This window comes from Neobacillus sp. PS3-40, from assembly GCF_030915485.1.
GTDB lineage: Bacteria > Bacillota > Bacilli > Bacillales > Cytobacillaceae > JAUZPL01.
Map to the genome: position 1 here is coordinate 2,621,441 of NZ_CP133266.1, position 21,377 is coordinate 2,642,817.

Consider the following 21,377-nt stretch of genomic DNA (forward strand, 5'->3'; position numbering starts at 1 on the left):
TTAGCTAATAAGAAAGTTTAACTTAGCTAATGCATTAAAGGATGTTCCGAACGTTTTATTATTAATCAACACTTAAATCGCATACGGGCAACTAGGCAATCGCCGGCGCTAAGGCTTGGCGCTAGCCAAGTTTTCTTTAAGCTTTATAAAATTACACACAGAATCTATAAGTATTCATTTTTTACACGGGGGGAGATAATCTTTCTTTGTGTTTTTGTACCATTTTTTAGCAATATTGTTATAATATATATGATGTAAATATGTACCATTGAGCCTTGGGGATCATTTATTTTTATAAAAAAGAATCGCTAGTATAACGTTTGATTAAAATAGTGTTCGAGAAAGAATTGTTTCAGGTTAATCTGAAAAAAGGGGAATACGATGGGGAAAATTAAGACGTTTCTAAAAAGAGACTCGGACTTTTTACGGAAAACAGTAGGGTTGGTTCTGTGCTTACCATTGGGAATTTACAAAGTCTTTTTTCAAACCACGCATCGAGTGAATTCTTTGATAGTTGGTTCTATCCTAATGGTGAGCTCTGTCTTTGTTATGATTGAAATAGTATCAGAATGGAAGAAAATAGGGTTTGAAATGAAAAGAAAATAAGAGGCTGGGTCGTATTTTAGCAATTTTCTATGCATAGCTAAATTGACTTTAAAGGGGGGGAACACATTTATGATCTCAGCAAAAATAGATCATCTTTCTATCACTACAATAAGAGAAAAAGGCGTGGAATCTATTGTTGATTGGTTCGATCAACATAAACAATTGTTTTATATACTTGGCTGGTCCTATCTTAGGAATCAAAAGCATTTGGAAGAGCTTTTTTATCAGTCCATTCTAAAAGTACATAAGGAATTGCCGCGATTTAAAGGTGAAACATCATTCGAAACGTGGGTTACTTCCATTTTCATACATACCTGCCGGGAGCTTTCTGACGATCGTAGTTTACAAGCTTCAGAGGAAAGTGAACAACATAAGAATCTATTTAATGCACTTGATCAGTTGAAAAAGGTTGAGAAAGAAGTGTTGGTCCTTACATATATAAAAGGAATCTCTAAGGAGGAAACTGCAAATCTCCTCCAAATTTCAGTGGAAAAGATGAAAGAGTATTTGTTTTCCGGAATCCAGTCACTTAGAAAAGAAATAGGGTACAGAGAAACCTTTAATGGCTGTAAGGAATATCATAAGGATTACATCGATTACTTAGAAAGGACCCTAGATCGGTCGAAAAAGATTGATTTTGAGGTACATATTTACCATTGTCAAGCCTGTCAGGAGGATTTGGCAACCTTTCAGGATGTCAGGTTAAAGCTTACTGAAAGGATGGAGGATTTCCATGTGCCATCTGGTTTCATGGAGAACGTCAAAGATAGGCTGGCAGAAAAGAAAAAACACAGACAACAAAAGAACAAGAAACGTATCAGAATGGGACTTGTTTTTGCGAGTATTTTCACATTAGTAATGGGTATAGGTTTTTTTACGGGGGCGTTTACTAACCTTTACTATACATGGACAGAAGAGGATCAGGAATTACGTGCCTTTCTCCAACAGGGTCTCGGTGAGAGACTGAACCTGGAAGCGGAAAGCGGAGGGGTGAAGATTAAGATCAAGAGTGCGATTGCTGATGATATTCAGACGCTTGTTTTTTATGAAATAGAAGATACAAATGGAAAAAATCAATACATGTTGAATAATGATATTGGGGCTTTGGTGGAAAACGAAAATGAAATCATGAGGCATGAAACACCTCCAAGCTATTATCCTCCTGACCTTGAATCGGATGTAAATAACGAAGAAAAGAATATATATCATGGGAAGATTAGTCTGCTGCCACTCTCAATGGATAACGGGACAATCAAACTAAAGATTACAAATCTTCAGAAATTGTTTCATAATTCTTCTGGTCTAAATGGTGCTAGTACGTTTGGGGATATTGAAGCTAAAACAGGGGAGTGGAATTTCGAGATCCCCGTAACAAAACAGCCTTCGATCGAATATACATTGCATGAAAAAACAGAAATCGAGGGGATCCCGGTTCGATTTGATAAACTAACTATTGCCCCAACAGCGACGATTCTGCAATATAGTATTAATAATGAACAGCCAAAAAAGCAGATAGGAGATCTTAATTTTGACAATTTAGAAGTGAACAATAAAAAAGTAAAAGTTGATAGGTATGGTAGATCTTTTTTTAATTCACAGCAAATCGGGAATTGGAATACTCTTCAAGCACGCTTTGACCCTTTTATTGGAGAAAAGCCAAAAGAGGTTAAAGTAAGATTCAAATCTGCTTCTTTATCGATTGAAGACCCAAAAACCATCGCACTGGATGCTTCAAAGAAATATCCTCAAACCTTTGAATATGCAGGCAGTACTATCTCCATCGACAAGGTGGAAAATGGACAGCCAGCCAAGGTTGTCATAAGTAATCATGAAACCAAGAATCGCGAATATGAGTACCTTCAAATAAATATTGTGAATGAGGGTGAAAATGATTCTATTTCAGTGAATATGAATTCTAAAGATAAGCTCGTTGATAAAAACGGGATTGAATACGATATGAATAAAAAACCGATCTCATATGAAGAAATCGAGCAACCCCGTTCTTTCTTTACAGTTCTAAGCATGGAACTACATAGTAACAACACGGGAGAAAAAGTGATTCCTAAAAGGCTGGAGATTTATGGATATAATACAACAAAATATTTGGATGACGTTGTGAAGATTTCGTTGAAGTAACATGTGAAGAATAGATGTACTTTAGCAAACATGATAAATATTTCAGTTCATTATATAAGTTAAATGACAAAAGGACAGGTCAGTCCAATTAAATTTACGGACAAGGAACCTGCCCCCCGTACGTCCTGGGCTTATGGGAACCCAAAGCCCTAGTCCACAACACTCTGGACATACGGAGTGGGTAGCACTTAATAATAAATTTTTGTTGTTTTTACAAAAAGCGATGCCTAAAAGCATTGCTTTACTTGTTCAACTATGGATTGGTGTGAAGAATCTGGATTATTGCCCTAGGCAGAACATGTTTTAACAATCGCCTTCTGGACTATTTATCAATCCGCCTGATGAACAGGTGGTCTAATGGTCCAAAAATATGGTTTGAAGTTGGTTTGATACGTGAGTTTAGGACTACGATTTTCGTGGTCCTTTTTCTGTTTTTAACTTATCTTCTCCGTAACTACATATTCTGTATGGAGACCTTAACTCCTTGAGCCACAAAGGATTTCGTATTACAAAAGAAGTGGACAATTTTTGTATAAACTCATGTATGCGTAAGGTAATCAAGTGAACAAAAAACAAATTTTTACAAAAAAACCACATGGTGTGAGGAAAATCCTTTATTCACCATTTTTATAGTGGTAAAATATTACACTGTGTTTAAGTTTTTAATGATGCTTATTTTAGTCATTTGAAAATAACGAAAAAATTAGGTCGTAAAAGAAAGAGGTATCGATAAAATTGGCATCGGTAGCAGACATTCATAGGTTAATAGAGACAGGGGATTTCTTTCACTATTCACAAGGATTATATTGCACAGATGACAGGTCAAAGATAGGAGATGAAATCTTACTTCGATCAAAAAAAGGAAATCCAGAAGATATCTTCGGGGAAGCAAAGAAGGTAAAGAGACTTTACGAATTAGAAACAAAGTCAATTTTTAAATTGTTAGCATCCTTCTTTTCACAAGAAAGAATTCAAAAAGAACGCTTGTTTATAAACATTTATCCTTCCACTTTACTGGATTGTAAATTCCCCGGTTTTATAATTAAAGTCTTGAATCATTTTCCCAGAGTGAAAAATAGGATTGTGTTTGAAATCATTGAAACCGAAAGAGTGGAGAGTATTCCCCTTTTAAAAGAAATGGTTATCTTTTTAAAAAGTCTAGGATTCTTTATTGCTATTGATGATGTTGGAAAAGGATGGTCTTCTCTGAATATGATCATTGAACTTGAGCCACATTATATAAAACTGGACCATTACTTTTCTATCAATCTTTCAAAATCTTTATTAAAACAGGAAATGATTACGTCCCTTCTTCATTATGCTCAAAAGTTCACTATTAAAGTAGTGATTGAGGGAATTGAAAATAACGATGACTTGGCAACGGCAAAACTATTAGGAATTCCCATCTGTCAAGGGTTCCTTTTAGATGAACCAAAGCCAATGGCTATATAACGACCTATGGTGTACGAACAAATCTTTCAATTAGGAGGAGAAAAAGTGAAATTGACAGTGGCAAGAAAAATGTTTTTAGGATTTGGTTCCGTTTTAATCATTTTACTTTCGATGATGGCGTTTGCCTATTACGAAATCAACTCGATTAACCATACCTATGAAAACCTACTCAACAATCAGGCACAAAAGGTTAATCTCATGCATGAACTAATCGAGTCATCAAAAGAAATCCAACTAGCCAATCGTGGGTATCTACTCATGGGAAATGAGAAATCATTATCTGACTATCAAAAATCTAAAATTCAATATGAGAAGGTAAGTAAAAAACTAACGACTTTGATTACTCAAAAATCTGAAGAAAAAATACTTAAGGAATTAGAACAATATAGTAATCAATATATTCAAGTAGCCGAAGGGACGATCACCCTTAAAAAGGATAACAATCCTAGTTATTTAAGTACCATATCGACAGATGGTCCTCCTCTTGTTCTTGGTTTTCAAAATAAAGCGGGTGAAATGATTAAAATTCAAAATGGAGATATGGCTACAGTCCGAAACAGCACACTTACAAGAGTAAAAGATCTTCAATTAAAGCTAATGTTATTAAGCATATTATCCTTACTTGTAGGTGGAGTCATTTCATTTTTTATTGGACGTAATATATCGAATCCAATCAAAAGAATCGCCATTACAGCGGAAAAAATTGCTTCTGGGGACTTAACTCAAGATAAAATTCAAGTAAAATCGAAAGACGAAATTGGCGATTTAGCCCATTCTTTTAATGAGATGGCCGGGAATCTTCGAGAAGTTCTTACCCAAATCAATGTAAGCGCGGAACAAGTCACAGCTGCATCCGAAGAACTTTTTGCCACAACGGAACAGACAACTCAAACGTCTGAGCAAATTTCATCCGCTATCCAAGAAGTAGCGAGTGGGGCAGAAGTACAGGTGACAAATTCGAAGGAAAGTGCAACTGCTATGGAGGAAGTTGCCATTGGCACCCAGAGAATTGCAGAATCGGCTTCCACTGTTAAGGATTCGGCCCATGAAGCTAGTATTCTTTCCGATCAGGGAAACGAATCAATAAATAAGGCAATTCATCAAATGAACACAATTGAAAATGAAACAAAAAATATGATGAATGAAATTGAACAATTAAAAGAACGCTCTTTTGAAATTGGGAAAATAATTGAGGTCATTACTGGTATTACAGAACAAACGAATTTGCTTGCTTTAAACGCAGCCATCGAAGCAGCGAGAGCAGGAGAGCACGGGAAAGGCTTTGCCGTGGTAGCGGATGAGGTAAGAAAATTAGCCGATCAATCTCGCTCTTCTGCCGGTCAGATTGTTGAACTGATTAAACATATTCAAATAGATACGGAGAATGTAAATCAAGGTATTGTTGAAAGTTCAAAAGAAGTGGCACTTGGAAAAACCTTCATTACTGAAACCGGTGAGATTTTTGGACAAATCTCAAAGGCCGTCTCACAAGTAAATGGACAAATACAAGAGGTATCTGCCACTTCTGAACAAATTTCAGCAAATACACAGCAAGTTGCCGCCTCTGTTGAACAATTGTCATCAATTGCAAAAGAAACATCTGAAAGATCACAAAATGTTGCCGCTTCTTCACAGGAACAATTGGCTTCGATAGAAGAGATTACGGCATCATCTGAATCATTAAGTACGCTTGCTCAAGATTTACAAGGAGTTATTGCAAAGTTTACGATCTAATCAATGGGCTACAGTATTTGTAGTCCCTTTTTCATTTTGTCCGGTTCCTCCTTTATATATTACAAACAAAAATTATACTTTACAACGTTGCACGGAGTGCCCAAGTAAAATTTGATACAATAAAAGATTATCGTTTGCGTGGAGTAAGTTATTGGGTATTAGGCTATCCATATCCGCAAAATTGGGTGTTGCTAGAGGATAATTTTAATATAAAGAAAATTTAATAGGAAAGCATTAGATAGACCCTCGATCATTGTACTTTGGAAGGTCTATTTATTTGTAAAATAGCGAGGCTTTTAAATAAGTCGACTAAAGTAATAGTAGGACTTTTCTTCGATATTTTTTTCATAGACTTTTGGCACCCCGTTTTATTGAGAGGAAAATTCCAATTTTAAAAAATTCAAATTAATTTCCCCTTCTCTCACAGGTTTTTTTGCCATTGAAAGAGAATATATAAAGAACTGTTCCAAAATTTGGTGTTTCAACAACCAAGGAGGTAAAAATGTCCAACGATCAAATGAATCCTACTATTGAAAAAATCCTATTAAATATTGAAAAAGTTATGATCGGTAAACGAAATGTTGCTGAGCTTAGTCTTGTGGCGCTACTTTCCAATGGCCATGTATTGCTTGAAGATGTACCTGGGGTTGGGAAAACGATGATGGTACGTGCTCTTGCCAAGTCAGTTAATGCCAGTTTCCGCCGAATTCAGTTTACTCCGGATCTTTTACCATCAGATGTGACGGGCGTGTCTATTTATAATCCAAAGGAAATGGAATTTCAATTTCGTCCTGGCCCGTTGATGGGCAATATTATACTTGCGGATGAAATCAATCGGACTTCTCCGAAGACGCAGTCGGCTCTATTAGAGGGAATGGAAGAAGCGAGTGTGACTATTGATGGGGTGACGCATCAGCTTCAAAAGCCCTTTTTTATAATGGCGACGCAAAATCCAATTGAATATGAAGGTACCTACCCACTTCCGGAGGCGCAACTTGACCGATTTTTATTGAAAATGACCATGGGCTACCCGGATATGAATGAAGAAATAGAGGTATTGAACAGAGCACAGAAGGTCCCGCCAATAGAAGAATTACAACCAGTGATCGATCTTGAGGAGTTGCGTATTTTACAAAGGGAAATTAAAGAGGTCTTTGTAGATGATACGATTAAACACTATATTGTTGATCTCGTCCATCGAACAAGAGGGCATGGGAATGTTTACCTTGGGGCAAGTCCGCGTGGCTCAATTTCGTTGATGAAGGCTGCTCAGAGCTATGCCTATATGTATGGCCGTGACTTTGTCCTTCCTGACGATATCCAGTATTTGGCCCCTTTCGTTTTAGCCCACAGAATTATCTTAAAATCCGAAGCAAAGTTTGAAGGGATTTCTGCCGAAGACGTAGTTAAATGGGTGGTAGCAAGAGTTCCTGTACCTATACAGAGGCTTGTGAAGTAAATGAAGAAACTTTGGTTAGTCTTTAAAAATTTCTGGAAGTTCCTTGTGTTGCCTTTATTGATTATTAGTACTTTTTCCTATGCTATGTTTCAGGGTGGCTTCGTTAGTTGGTTCTTATTTTATAGTTTTATGCCGTTTGCCCTCTATTCTGTAGCTATTTCCTTTTATCCATTAAACGAGATCGAAGTAGAAAGACATCTCAAAAAAGTAGATTACACAGCAGGAGAGGCATTAAATGTAATGATTACGATCCGTAGGAAATTCCCATTCCCTCTCTTTTATTTAGTTATTGAAGACCAAATGGGTGACACCATGAAGTATCTCCCCAAGCAAAGAATGCTCTTGTTTCCAGGTTTTAAAAAGGAGTTTTCTAGTGAATATACTATTAATGAGCTACCGCGGGGTGAACACTTTTTTCAAGGATTCAAATTACGAATAGGTGATCCAATCGGGTTAATAGAAAAAGAAAAAACATTTGATAATGTAGAGAAGATTATTGTATATCCAAGTTATTTTGAAATCCTCTACCGCCTAGTTGAAAATCATTACGATCAGGGAATGACTGCTTCAAGGGAAAGAGTTCAAAGGGATACCTCAATGGCTATTGGGGTGAGGGAGTACCAACCTGGAGATCGCTTCTCTTGGATTAACTGGAAAGCAACTGCCAAGCGGAATGATATTATGACGAAGGAGTTTGAGCAAAGGCAATCACATGATGTGTTTGTTGTCATGGATTGTGCCCCTGACTCGCATTTTGAATCGATTGTCTCATTTACGGCATCATTACTCCGTGCCGTTTTAAAAAAAGGGGCACAAATAGGTCTATTGTCAATCAGCAAAGAGAGGGTATCTTTTCCTATCAGAGGTGGGGAACAACAGCTACAGCGGTTGTTCTATCATTTGGCAAAAGTTCAACCGAAAAGTAGTGCTAGCTTTGACAAAGTCTTAGAAGTTGATCAATTTAGTGAGCAAACCGTTTCATTTATGCTTGTGACGGCACAGTTAACGAAAGAACTCATCGAGAGAGCAAGCTTTCTTGGACAGAGAAAAGGAGCTGTGACTATTTTTCTTATAAAAGGGGAGAGAGAGTCATCGAAACAAGCGGAGTTAACGCTTAAAGCGATGGCAACCGGTCGTGGGGTTAGAGTCGTTCTTGTCCACGAAGGTCATTATGCTGCAGCCTTTTCAGAGGTGAATTTGCGATGATAAAAAGAGACCTTTCCACGTTTTTACTCTATATGTTTGGTTTCATCCTGCTATGGGAATGGCTAAGGCCTATCGAGCAATTAACAGATACGGATCATATTGAAGTCTTTATCCTATTTTTGCTATTCTGTTTTCTCACCTCTTTCTTTCGCATCCGGTGGATCTTCCAATCTATTTTAAAAATCTTGTTTATTTTGTTTACTTTGAATCTCTTTTATAAGAATAGTAGCCTTCATGATTGGTGGAGGAATCTAAAAGACGATATAGGGTTTCTTTTTAGCCGAAATTGGGACAATTTATCAAATGAATTTAGAACCATCTTGTTTTTTATCCTGCTTTGGATGATGGTTTATCTAATCCAATACTGGCTATTGAACCGTCAGCGGATTTTTATCTTTTTCTTTGCCACGGTACTCTATATTACTGTATTAGATGCATTTACACCTTACAATGCAAAAGTAGCAATTGTGCGAACTGTAATTTGTGGATTTGCCGTAATGGGGATGCTGACCTTTTACAGGTTCTTTACAAAAGGAGATATGAAAAAGGAACATTCCTTTACACGGAAATGGATGATTCCACTGAGCATTATAATTTCCTTAAGTGTGATTATTGGATTTACCGCACCAAAGGCAGCCCCGATTTGGCCGGATCCAGTTCCGTTTTTTAAATCTACAAGTAATAAGGGAGGAACAAGTCGTCAAGGGTCTGTAAGCAAAGTTGGTTATGGTGAGGATGATTCGCACTTAGGTGGACCTTTTATAAAAGATAAGAGTCTTGTTTTTAAGGTTGTTGAAAAAGGGAAGAATTACTGGAAGGTAGAAACAAAGGATATATATACCGGAAAGGGTTGGATGGCTTCCGGTTCAACAAATATCCCCTTTAAAGGATTAGAACTTATTCCGGTATTTGGGATACCTGAAAATGTCGATAAAACAATGAAGGAAGCAACCTTGTTTTTAAAAATTGATAAAAATTATCTTATTTACCCAGCAGGTATTCAAAGAATTATCCCTAGTTCTTTTAATGGGGAAACTTTTGATATCAATACGAACACGGAAAAAATTTATACCTTTGACAAGGATCATAATCCGCTTCCTCTAGATTCATATCAAATAACCTATGACGTTCCTAAATATAAGGAAGCTGATTTAGTAAAATCAACGGATGCAGATCGTGTGAAAATGAGCCAGGAATTTATCAACAGATATACTAGATTACCTGTAAAGTTACCTTTGAGAATCAAAGAATTGGCGGAAAATATCACAGCAGGAAAAAATAATTGGTTTGATAAAGCAAAGGCAATCGAGAGTTACTTTGACAGTAATGATTTTTCCTATGAACAAAAAAATGTTGCTGTCCCAGGAACAAATGATGATTATGTAGATCAATTTTTATTTGAAACAAAGCGAGGTTATTGTGATAATTTTTCCAGTTCCATGGCGGTTATGCTTAGAACTCTCGGGATTCCTACGCGTTGGGTAAAGGGATTTAATGGTGGGGAGTTTATCGGAACCAGCAAAGGGGATATGTCGAAGCAACTTTATCAAATCACCAATAACAATGCACATTCATGGGTGGAGGTATATTTACCAAATCAAGGCTGGGTACCATTTGAACCGACAAAGGGCTTTACAAATGATGTAGAAATTAGTTACTCAGTGAGTAATACTCCACCTAGTAAAAGCCCAACCACTACGCCGAACCAAATAAAAAAACCACAAAAACCATTACAAGATGATAATCAGACTACAGAAACGAAGAAATCTTTTGATGTAAAAATAATGTGGTCAAACATAAAGTTATTTTGGATAAATAAATGGAAATGGGTCTTAGTAGGATTAGTCATAATGGGATTTGTAACTGCCCTGTTGTATCGGAAACGCGGGAGATGGTTTCCTTATTATTTGTTACTTTACTATCGATACAAGAAAAATGATGAAAATTTTGGATATGCCTACTTGGTATTGCTGAAGCAGTTAGAAAGATACGGACTAAAACGTAAGGAAGACCAAACGCTTCGTAATTATGCTCTTTATATTGATAGCTTCTTTTCTACCAGGAAGATGACGCTCCTGACTGCTCGCTATGAGCAATTTCTTTATAAGGATTGTGCGGAAAATGGAAGCTGGATAGAAGTGCGAGAATTATGGGAAAATTTAATTAAGAAAACAATAGCTTGACCAGAAAAACAACCTATTGTTACAATATGATGTAAATTCAATATAGTTCGTTTACCTTCGTATATCCTCGATAATATGGTTCGAGAGTCTCTACCGGATTACCTTAAATGATCTGACTATGAAGGCAGAAATTTCTTTTTGTAATTAGTAAGAAAACTAGAATTCTGCCTTCTTGATTTATGTTAAGAGGGGAATTCTAGTTTTCTTTTTTTTGTTTTATTTTTTAAATTGCAGTAAAAACTAACCACAATGAAAATTTGAAGAGGTGGATACTTTGACGGATAAACAAGAAATGATCGTTGTTTTAGATTTTGGGAGCCAGTATAATCAGTTAATTACACGCCGAATTCGTGAATTTGGTGTTTATAGTGAGCTTCATCCACATACCATTACAGCCGAAGAAATCAAGAAATTAAATCCTACTGGAATTATTTTATCCGGAGGACCTAATAGTGTATACGATGAAAATTCCTTCCGTTGTGATGAAAATATTTTCGAAATGGGTCTTCCAATCTTAGGGATCTGCTATGGAATGCAATTGATGACCATCAATTTTGGCGGGAAAGTGGAAAAGGCTACACAGCGTGAATATGGAAAAGCTGTTTTAACAGTTCAAAATCAATCAAAGCTCTTCCATGAATTACCTAATGAACAAATCGTGTGGATGAGCCATGGTGATCTTGTTGTAGAAGCTCCGCAGGGATTTACCGTTGATGGCACAAATCCATCCTGTCCGATTGCTGCCATGAGCAATGAGGAGCGGAATTTTTATGCAGTACAGTTCCATCCAGAGGTTCGTCATTCCGTTTACGGAAATGATCTTTTGAAAAATTTTGTTTTCAACGTTTGCCAGTGTAAAGGTGACTGGTCAATGGAAAACTTTATCGAAGTTGAAATGGAGAAGATTCGGCAAAAGGTCGGCAATAAGAAGGTTCTTTGTGCGCTAAGTGGTGGTGTAGATTCATCCGTTGTAGCTGTTTTAATCCATAAGGCGATTGGTGATCAGTTAACATGTATCTTTGTTGACCACGGCTTGCTTCGTAAAAATGAAGCAGAAAGCGTAATGAAGACATTTGCAGACGACTTCAATATGAATATCATTAAGGTCGATGCTAAGGAACGCTTTTTATCGAAACTTGAAGGTGTTTCTGACCCTGAGAAAAAGCGAAAAATTATTGGAAATGAATTTATATATGTGTTTGACGATGAGGCCACAAAACTTGAAGGTATTGAGTTTTTAGCACAAGGGACACTTTATACCGATATCATTGAAAGTGGAACGGCAACGGCACAAACAATTAAATCTCACCATAATGTTGGTGGATTACCAGAGGATATGCAATTTTCATTGATTGAGCCTTTAAACACATTGTTTAAAGATGAAGTTAGAGCACTTGGTACAGAGCTCGGGATTCCTGATGATATTGTATGGCGCCAACCTTTCCCAGGTCCAGGTCTCGGAATTCGTGTTCTTGGAGCTATTTCTGATGAGAAATTAGAGATTGTAAGGGATTCAGATTGGATCTTGCGTGAAGAAATTAAAAATGCTGGTTTAGATCGTGATATTTGGCAATATTTCACAGTTTTGCCTGATATCCGAAGTGTTGGGGTAATGGGTGATGCTAGAACGTATGATTATACAATCGGAATCAGGGCTGTTACCTCAATTGACGGAATGACATCTGATTGGGCAAGAATCCCATGGGATGTGCTAGAAGTGATCTCAACAAGAATAGTAAATGAGGTTGCACATGTAAATCGAGTTGTTTATGATATTACGAGCAAGCCACCTGCAACGATTGAGTGGGAGTAGGGTGAAGGAAGGTTTTGGTATTAAATCCGAACAAATACTCATTTGAATCAAAAATTGTTCGGATTTTATATTGACAGATTTTTATGTGGCTGATAATATGGGGAAGTACTAATTAATCATTATATTGTGTCGTATAATATTGGGAATAAGGCCCAAGAGTTTCTACCGAGCTACCGTAAATGGCTTGACTACGAGGCAAGTGCTTAATTGAGGACTGGACTATATTTAGTCTATTCTCCATTATTACATATGCCTTTTGTCAGCGCTCCGGTGGATATCGGAGCGTTTTTTGGTAATTATATTAAATAAAGATTTAGTAGGGGGAAGAAATAGAAATGAAAAACTATTTTCGGTTTGCGGAACTGGGAACGAATTACCGCCAAGAATCTTTAGGTGGATTAACAACATTTTTGGCGATGGCGTATATTTTAGCAGTCAATCCACTTACTTTGACTCTTGCAAGCATAAAAGGATTACCGGATTCAATGAGAATGGATTACGGAGCTGTATTTGTAGCGACAGCACTTGCAGCTGCAGTCGGTTCTATTGTTATGGGGCTTTTAGGAAAATATCCTCTCGCCTTAGCACCAGGTATGGGATTGAACGCTTTCTTTGCTTATACGGTTGTTTTAGGTAGTAAAATTCCGTGGCAACATGCTCTAGGAGCTGTGTTCATTTCGGGTGTATTCTTCTTCTTATTAACGCTTACTGGGCTTCGTGAAAAAATCATTAATGCAATACCGGTTGATTTAAAACATGCAGTTGGTGCTGGTATTGGATTATTTATTACTTTTATTGGTCTACAAGAATCTGGAATTATTGTGAATAACGATGCTACGCTTGTAGGGTTAGGTGATTTAACGAAAGGACCAACATTACTTGCAATCTTTGGTATTGTTGTTACAGTCATCATGATGACAAGAGGAATTAAAGGGGCAGTATTTTTTGGAATGATCCTTACCTCGATTGTCGGAATGATTTTCAACTTAATCGCAGTACCACATCATCTTGTTTCTGCAGTACCGAGCTTAAAGCCAACATTTGGTGCAGTATTTTCATCATTCGGTGATAGTTCATTCTGGTCAACGAGTATGGTTGGAATTATCCTAACTTTCTTATTTGTGGACTTCTTTGATAATGCGGGCACACTTGTTGCTGTTGCAAATCAAGCGGGACTAATGAAGGATAACAAACTGCCGAACGCAGGTAGGGCTTTATTGTCAGATTCGATCGCTACTATTGTCGGGTCAATCTTAGGAACATCAACAACAACTTCTTATATTGAATCATCAGCGGGTGTTGCATCTGGTGCAAAAACAGGTTTTGCATCGTTAGTAACAGCGGGACTTTTCATATTATCGCTTTTCTTCTTCCCGTTATTGGCTGTCATAACATCATCTGTAACAGCACCAGCTTTAATTATTGTTGGAGTGTTAATGGTCTCTTCATTGGGCAAAATTGATTGGACCCGCTTTGAAATTGCTGTTCCAGCATTCTTAACGATGATCGCCATGCCTTTATCTTATAGCATTGCAACTGGTATTGCTGTAGGTTTCATTTTCTACCCAATTACAATGATCGTAAAAGGAAGAATCAAAGAAGTTAACCCAATCATGTATTTCTTCTTTGTAATCTTCATACTTTATTTCATCTTAAGATAGTGTCGCGAAAGGAACCGTGGAATACGGTTCCTTTTTTTAAGGATAATTGTCGGATTTTGTCGTTGACTTCCTGCTGTTGCTTTTATAACATGAACATACTAAAGGTATGTTGCCGAAGAGAGGGGAAGTAATGGCTGAATTGCGGATTGGAAAAGTCCTTAATAACAACGTACTGATCGCTGAACACCCTTCATACGAAGAGGTGGTTATCATTGGTAAGGGTATTGGGTTCAATCGGAAAAGCGGAGATCTTATTGATACAGATAATATAGAAAAACTTTTTGTATTAAGAAATGAAAAGGAACAAGAGAACTATATAAAGCTTCTCCCTTTTATTGCGAATGACTTGCATGATGTAATTATTTCAGCAATAGACCTAATTAAGCATCGAGTCCATTCATCATTAAATGAGCATATTCATGTGGCGTTAACTGATCATTTAATGTTTGCTATTTCTCGCGTTTCGAAAGGGATGGAAATAAAAAATCCTTTTTTGATTGAAACAAAAGCTCTTTATCAGCATGAATATGAGATTGCGACAGAAGTTGTAAAGTTGATTCAAGAGAAAATAGGGGTATTACTACCTGTGGGTGAGGTTGGATTTATAGCATTGCATATTCATAGCTCAGTAACGAATAAAAACCTATCAGATGTGAATCAACATTCCCAGTTAGTAAGCAGGCTTGTAGAAATGAGCGAAGAACAGCTGGAAATGCAAATAGACAAAGAGAGCATCGATTATATGAGGCTTGTTCGGCATTTGCGTTTTACAATTGAAAGGGTTATCAAAGGTGAAAAAGTTGAAGAACCTGAAAAAATTTCTTCCCTCTTGAAAGAAGAATATCCTTTATGCTATAATCTCTCATGGAAGCTCATTAAAGTGATGCAACAGTCCTTGAAAAAAAAGGTATTCGATGCAGAAGCAGTTTATTTAACAATGCATCTACAACGACTTCAAAAGAAAATAAAATAGATATCATTAATTTTTACGTGTTACTGATTCGATCAGGCATGAGTAAAAAGGTTTAATGAAAATGAGGTTTAAAGGGCAATCTATGTCCGAAAACATCATTTTGTTAACCTTTTATTCATGCCTTTTTTGTTGTCTTTTTTCAAGAATGTAAACGCTTAATGAGCCATAAATTGTAGGAGGTTTTCGTATGTTTAAAAATGCTTTCGGCGTCTTGCAAAAAGTCGGTAAAGCTCTAATGCTTCCAGTTGCTATCTTGCCTGCTGCAGGTATCTTGTTAGCAGTTGGTAATGCCCTTCAAAATCCGACATTATTAAATTTAGCGCCGTTCTTAGATAACCATGGAGTTGCAATAGTTGCAAAGATCATGGAACAAGCAGGTAGTGTAATCTTTGGTAACCTTGCCTTACTATTTGCAGTTGGGGTAGCCATCGGTTTAGCTGGAGGAGAAGGCGTTGCAGGACTTGCTGCGATTGTTGGATTCTTGATTATGAATGCGACAATGGGAACAGCTCTTGGAATTACTCCTGATAGTTTAGCGAAGCATCCTCAAAGCTATGCATCAGTTTTAGGAATTCCAACACTACAAACTGGTGTTTTCGGCGGTATTATCATAGGTATCTTAGCGGCAACCATGTATAATCGGTTCTTCAGAATGGAATTGCCTTCATACCTAGGATTCTTTGCTGGTAAACGTTTTGTGCCTATCGTTACAGCAGCAGTTTCTGTTGTTTTAGGATTAATTATGATTATCATTTGGCCTCCGATTCAGGCAGGATTAAATTCATTCTCAACAAATATGGTTGATGCTAACTTAACATTGTCAGCATTTATCTTTGGGGTAATTGAACGGTCCCTAATTCCGTTTGGCTTACATCATATCTTCTATGCTCCTTTCTGGTTTGAGTTTGGAAGCTACACGAATAAAGCTGGAGTCCTTGTTCATGGTGACCAACACATCTTCATGGAGCAAATTAAAGATGGTGTAAAACATCTAACTGCAGGAACATTCACAACTGGTAAATATCCATTTATGATGTTTGGTCTTCCTGCTGCAGCTTTAGCTATTTATCATGAAGCAAGACCTGAAAAGAAGGCGTTTGTTGGTGGTTTGATGCTATCTGCAGGTTTAACATCCTTCTTAACTGGTATTACAGAACCTATTGAATTCTCTTTCCTTTTCGTTGCACCAGTATTGTTCGGTATCCACGCAATTTTTGCTGGACTATCTTTTATGACGATGCATCTTTTAAATGTAAAAATTGGTATGACTTTCTCTGGAGGATTAATTGACTATATCTTATTTGGTTTAATTAACCCACAAACACATGCTTGGTTAGTTATCCCGGTAGGTATTGTGTTTGCTTTAATTTACTACTTCGGTTTCCGTTTTGCGATTCGTAAATTTAATCTTAAAACACCGGGTCGTGAACTAGAAGAAGAGGATGATGATTCCACACCAACGCGTAATGTTCAAGGTGGTGACCTTGCTGCAAACATTTTGGACGCAATGGGTGGTAATGAAAATATTGCTCATTTGGATGCATGTATAACACGTCTTCGTGTTTCAGTTAATGATATCAAACATGTCGATAAAAATAGATTGAAAAAGCTCGGTGCCGCAGGCGTTCTTGAAGTTGGTAACAACATCCAAGCAATCTTTGGTCCTCGCTCTGAAACCATCAAGGGACAAATGAAAGATATAATGGAAGGAAGAGCACCTAAATTTGTTGAAAAAGCACCAGAAAAAGGTGTTGAACAACAAATAGAAGAGATCAATCCCGAAGCACTTCAAACAAAGCGTACAGGCAATGATGTTTTTGTTTCACCACTTAAAGGGGAAATAAAAGCTATTACCGAAGTACCAGACCAAGTTTTTGCAGGAAAAATGATGGGTGACGGTTTTGCGATTGTTCCTTCAGAAGGAATGGTTGTCTCCCCAGTGGACGGTAAAATTGTAAATCTGTTCCCAACGAAACATGCAATCGGGATCTTGTCTGATAATGGTCGTGAAATCCTTATCCACGTAGGAATCGATACGGTTAACTTGAAAGGACAAGGATTTGAGACATTAGTTTCTGAAAACGACCGTATTGAAAAAGGCCAACCCTTATTAAAAGTTGATCTAGACTATATTAAAGAACATGCTACTTCAACGATCACTCCAATTGTCTTCACGAACTTAGCAGAAGGCGAGCGGATTGTCATTGAAAAATCAGGACAAGTTACTCTAAAGCAAGAAGGAATTATTAAGATTACAAAATAAGTAATGAAGCCGACCTGAAGAAAGGGTAACAGCTTTACTTCAGAGATGGGAACAATTGATTATCAAAAAAATGCACACGAGATTTCATATCTGAAATCTCGTGTGCATTTTTATTTTTATGGTGTAAACTTCTAAACTTTATATATGAAGGAAAAAACTCGGTTGGGTAGCAAGGAAAAGGGCCTTCATCTAGGCAATGAAGGCCCAAACTCGGTTGGGTAGCAAGGAAAAGGGCTTTCATCCAGGTAATGAAGGCCCAAACTCGATTGGGTAGCAAGGAAAAGGGCCTTCATCCAGGTAATGAAGGCCCAAACTCGGTTGAGAAGCAAGAAAAAAGGCCTTCATCAAGGTAATGAAGGTCCAAATTTGGTTGGGCAACAAGAAAAGGGGCCTTCATCCAGGCAATGAAGGCCTAGACTCGGTTGCGTAGCAAGAAAAAAGGCCTTCATCCAGGCAATGAAGACCCAAACTTGGTTGGGCAACAAGAAAAAAGGTCTTCCTGTGAATAGAACAATAAATGCGAATGAACAAATGACTGACCTGTTATTTCCAGTTTTGCACTACACAAGTGAACTCGTTAATGAAAGGATCGGTTTTTTTCTATTATAAAGCATATAATGTGTCTAGATATTTCTTCATAGAAAAAGTGGGGGATCATAATGTCTTTTAAAAAATCATTCATAGGGATTCTTATTTTCTTATTAATAGTCACGTTGTCAATTATAAGCCTTGGTAGCACTGCTCATTCAGACTTGAAGGGGAATCTTCAGCAAAAGCTTGCAAAGTTTTCGGATAAAAAGGCGAAGGATATTCAATTAAATGGAGTTGTACTCGTTGCGAAAGATGGAAAAGTAATTTTTGAAAAGGGGTATGGCTTTGCTAATAGGAACGCAAAGATTCCTAATCAACTAGAAACGGAATTTCGGATTGCGTCACTCACCAAATCATTTACGGCTACATCGATACTTCAACTTGAGGAAGCTGGGAAGTTAAAGACCACAGATCCTATTTCGAAATATATTCCTTCGTTTCAGAACGGAGATAAAATTACTATTCATCATCTATTGACGCATAGTTCAGGTGTTGCTGATCATTTCAAAATTATAAATACTACTAAACCAATTACGATGTCAACTTTTATAAATTTAATGAGTAAACAAAATCTCTCCTTTGATCCCGGTTCGAATTACCGATACTCGAACACAGGCTACATGATTCTTGCTTACATTATAGAAAGAGTTTCGGGGGAAAGTTACGGAGAATATTTCAAGAACCACATTTTTAAAATTGCGGGCATGAACCATACATATTTAAAAAAGGCAGAAGCGAAGAAAATGGCTGTTGGATATGAGAACATGAAAGAAGATAGTATGGAGGATGATGAAAGCCAACTTGCTGGAGCTGGAGATATAATTTCAACTGTAGGAGATTTGTTAAAATATAATAATGCGCTTCATAATTATGAAATTCTTTCGCCTCTAGAGTTAGGAAAAATGGAGACTGGCTACATTGATACTACTCAGTTAGATACATTTGAATATGGTTATGGGTGGAAAGTGGCAAACAATTATATTAGTTTTTATAGACCAATGATTGAGCATAATGGAAATTTACCAGGCTTTAAATCAGAAGTAACGGATTTTGTAAAAGATAGGATTACAGTTATTATACTATCTAACAATAATGGAGCTTGGAATTCAGGGGCATTTTCTCGTGAATTGGCTTCTGTATGCCTACACACTCGGTTTTGGTTTTTCCAGAAATACTTCTAAAAACATCACTGTAAAATAAATATCCAAAAAGTGTTGACGTATTAAAGCTGATAGTGTTATTATAAATGAACAGTCGTTGATGAGTTAACAACACGAACGTAGTGAAAATGTTTTAAAAAAAGTGTTGACACACAAACGACGAAATGATATACTAATAGAGTTGCTTCTGAAAACGAAGTAACGAACAAATGATTTAAAATAGTGAATTGATCCTTGAAAACTAAACAAACAAAAACGTCAACAAACAAACAAACAAAAATATAGTGTTTGCTTATAGCAACACTAGCCAACGTAAACTATGAGCTAAACTCATACTTTCTTTTATGGAGAGTTTGATCCTGGCTCAGGACGAACGCTGGCGGCGTGCCTAATACATGCAAGTCGAGCGAATTTTTAGGAGCTTGCTCCTAAAAATTAGCGGCGGACGGGTGAGTAACACGTGGGCAACCTGCCTGTAAGACTGGGATAACTTCGGGAAACCGGAGCTAATACCGGATAATCCTTTTCCTCACATGAGGGAAAGCTGAAAGACGGTTTCGGCTGTCACTTACAGATGGGCCCGCGGCGCATTAGCTAGTTGGTGAGGTAACGGCTCACCAAGGCGACGATGCGTAGCCGACCTGAGAGGGTGATCGGCCACACTGGGACTGAGACACGGCCCAGACTCCTACGGGAGGCAGCAGTAGGGAATCTTCCGCAATGGACGAAAGTCTGACGGAGCAACGCCGCGTGAACGATGAAGGCCTTCGGGTCGTAAAGTTCTGTTGTTAGGGAAGAACAAGTATCGGAGTAACTGCCGGTACCTTGACGGTACCTAACCAGAAAGCCACGGCTAACTACGTGCCAGCAGCCGCGGTAATACGTAGGTGGCAAGCGTTGTCCGGAATTATTGGGCGTAAAGCGCGCGCAGGCGGTCCTTTAAGTCTGATGTGAAAGCCCACGGCTCAACCGTGGAGGGTCATTGGAAACTGGGGACTTGAGTACAGAAGAGGAAAGTGGAATTCCACGTGTAGCGGTGAAATGCGTAGAGATGTGGAGGAACACCAGTGGCGAAGGCGACTTTCTGGTCTGTAACTGACGCTGAGGCGCGAAAGCGTGGGGAGCAAACAGGATTAGATACCCTGGTAGTCCACGCCGTAAACGATGAGTGCTAAGTGTTAGAGGGTTTCCGCCCTTTAGTGCTGCAGCTAACGCATTAAGCACTCCGCCTGGGGAGTACGGCCGCAAGGCTGAAACTCAAAGGAATTGACGGGGGCCCGCACAAGCGGTGGAGCATGTGGTTTAATTCGAAGCAACGCGAAGAACCTTACCAGGTCTTGACATCCTCTGACAACCCTAGAGATAGGGCTTTCCCCTTCGGGGGACAGAGTGACAGGTGGTGCATGGTTGTCGTCAGCTCGTGTCGTGAGATGTTGGGTTAAGTCCCGCAACGAGCGCAACCCTTGATCTTAGTTGCCAGCATTCAGTTGGGCACTCTAAGGTGACTGCCGGTGACAAACCGGAGGAAGGTGGGGATGACGTCAAATCATCATGCCCCTTATGACCTGGGCTACACACGTGCTACAATGGATGGTACAAAGGGCTGCAAAACCGCGAGGTTAAGCGAATCCCATAAAACCATTCTCAGTTCGGATTGTAGGCTGCAACTCGCCTACATGAAGCTGGAATCGCTAGTAATCGCGGATCAGCATGCCGCGGTGAATACGTTCCCGGGCCTTGTACACACCGCCCGTCACACCACGAGAGTTTGTAACACCCGAAGTCGGTGGGGTAACCGTAAGGAGCCAGCCGCCTAAGGTGGGACAGATGATTGGGGTGAAGTCGTAACAAGGTAGCCGTATCGGAAGGTGCGGCTGGATCACCTCCTTTCTAAGGAATATATTCTGACTTTGGGTCAGATATAAAATGTTTGCTCTGACGTTTCTTGTTTGTTTAGTTTTGAGGGAGTAATTCCTCGAAGCTTTATTTTTTTGTCTCTGCGAGTAGTCATTATCGCAAGGCAAGATGAAGTATTGTTCCTTGAAAACTAGATAATCGTAAGAAGAAGTCAAAGTAAGAACCGAGTAATCGCCATTTTAGTTTTCTCTCTTATTTATAAGAGTAGTAAGACAAACCAGCT

General features: G+C 38.2%; 12 protein-coding genes, 1 rRNA gene, 1 pseudogene and 2 riboswitches. All 14 genes and pseudogenes read left to right on the forward strand.

Annotated elements, in window-relative coordinates; translation table 11 throughout:
• Positions 1 to 381: 381 nt before the first annotated feature.
• The 14 genes and pseudogenes from RCG20_RS12875 to RCG20_RS12940 all read left to right on the forward strand — a co-directional run bounded on the left by RCG20_RS12875 (position 382) and on the right by RCG20_RS12940 (position 21,127).
• Positions 382 to 606: a hypothetical protein gene (locus RCG20_RS12875; RefSeq protein WP_308180529.1), complete on the forward strand. Its 225-nt coding sequence runs from the start codon at positions 382 to 384 to the stop codon at positions 604 to 606.
• Positions 607 to 675: 69 nt separating this feature from the next.
• The gene (locus RCG20_RS12880) at positions 676 to 2,742 is read left to right on the forward strand and encodes a sigma-70 family RNA polymerase sigma factor (RefSeq protein WP_308180530.1); all 2,067 of its coding nucleotides are present in this window, start codon (positions 676 to 678) and stop codon (positions 2,740 to 2,742) included.
• A gap of 735 nt (positions 2,743 to 3,477) precedes the next feature.
• Complete coding sequence (locus tag RCG20_RS12885) at positions 3,478 to 4,194, forward strand: EAL domain-containing protein (RefSeq protein WP_308180531.1); 717 nt, start codon at positions 3,478 to 3,480, stop codon at positions 4,192 to 4,194.
• A gap of 45 nt (positions 4,195 to 4,239) precedes the next feature.
• Complete coding sequence (locus RCG20_RS12890; protein WP_308180532.1) at positions 4,240 to 5,928, forward strand: methyl-accepting chemotaxis protein; 1,689 nt, start codon at positions 4,240 to 4,242, stop codon at positions 5,926 to 5,928.
• A gap of 86 nt (positions 5,929 to 6,014) precedes the next feature.
• A pseudogene (locus RCG20_RS12895) lies at positions 6,015 to 6,152 on the forward strand (spore gernimation protein); the annotation flags it as partial.
• Positions 6,153 to 6,430: 278 nt separating this feature from the next.
• A complete protein-coding gene (locus RCG20_RS12900; RefSeq protein ID WP_308180533.1) occupies positions 6,431 to 7,387 on the forward strand; it encodes an AAA family ATPase in 957 nt (318 codons plus the stop codon).
• Positions 7,388 to 8,593 (forward strand): DUF58 domain-containing protein, encoded by a 1,206-nt coding sequence (locus RCG20_RS12905; protein ID WP_308180534.1) that lies wholly within the window; start codon positions 7,388 to 7,390, stop codon positions 8,591 to 8,593.
• Entirely contained in the window at positions 8,590 to 10,776 is a 2,187-nt protein-coding gene (locus tag RCG20_RS12910; protein WP_308180535.1) for a transglutaminase-like domain-containing protein, read from the forward strand. The genes RCG20_RS12905 and RCG20_RS12910 overlap by 4 nt, the downstream gene beginning before the upstream one ends.
• 37 nt (positions 10,777 to 10,813) lie before the next feature.
• Positions 10,814 to 10,915: riboswitch (purine riboswitch) on the forward strand.
• Between the two features lie 153 nt (positions 10,916 to 11,068).
• Positions 11,069 to 12,589, forward strand: coding sequence for a glutamine-hydrolyzing GMP synthase (guaA, locus tag RCG20_RS12915; protein WP_308184341.1), 1,521 nt, complete (start codon positions 11,069 to 11,071; stop codon positions 12,587 to 12,589).
• Between the two features lie 109 nt (positions 12,590 to 12,698).
• Positions 12,699 to 12,800, forward strand: a riboswitch (purine riboswitch).
• A 124-nt stretch (positions 12,801 to 12,924) separates the two neighbouring features.
• The gene (locus tag RCG20_RS12920; RefSeq protein ID WP_308180536.1) at positions 12,925 to 14,250 is read left to right on the forward strand and encodes an NCS2 family permease; all 1,326 of its coding nucleotides are present in this window, start codon (positions 12,925 to 12,927) and stop codon (positions 14,248 to 14,250) included.
• 130 nt (positions 14,251 to 14,380) lie between these two features.
• The gene (glcT, locus tag RCG20_RS12925) at positions 14,381 to 15,223 is read left to right on the forward strand and encodes a glucose PTS transporter transcription antiterminator GlcT (protein WP_308180537.1); all 843 of its coding nucleotides are present in this window, start codon (positions 14,381 to 14,383) and stop codon (positions 15,221 to 15,223) included.
• A gap of 187 nt (positions 15,224 to 15,410) precedes the next feature.
• Positions 15,411 to 17,486 carry a glucose-specific PTS transporter subunit IIBC gene (gene ptsG, locus RCG20_RS12930; protein ID WP_308180538.1) on the forward strand — a complete coding sequence of 692 codons (2,076 nt, stop codon included), beginning with the start codon at positions 15,411 to 15,413 and terminating at the stop codon, positions 17,484 to 17,486.
• A gap of 659 nt (positions 17,487 to 18,145) precedes the next feature.
• A complete protein-coding gene (locus RCG20_RS12935; RefSeq protein ID WP_308180539.1) occupies positions 18,146 to 19,258 on the forward strand; it encodes a serine hydrolase domain-containing protein in 1,113 nt (370 codons plus the stop codon).
• Positions 19,259 to 19,578: 320 nt separating this feature from the next.
• Positions 19,579 to 21,127, forward strand: a 16S ribosomal RNA gene (locus RCG20_RS12940).
• Positions 21,128 to 21,377: the final 250 nt, after the last annotated feature.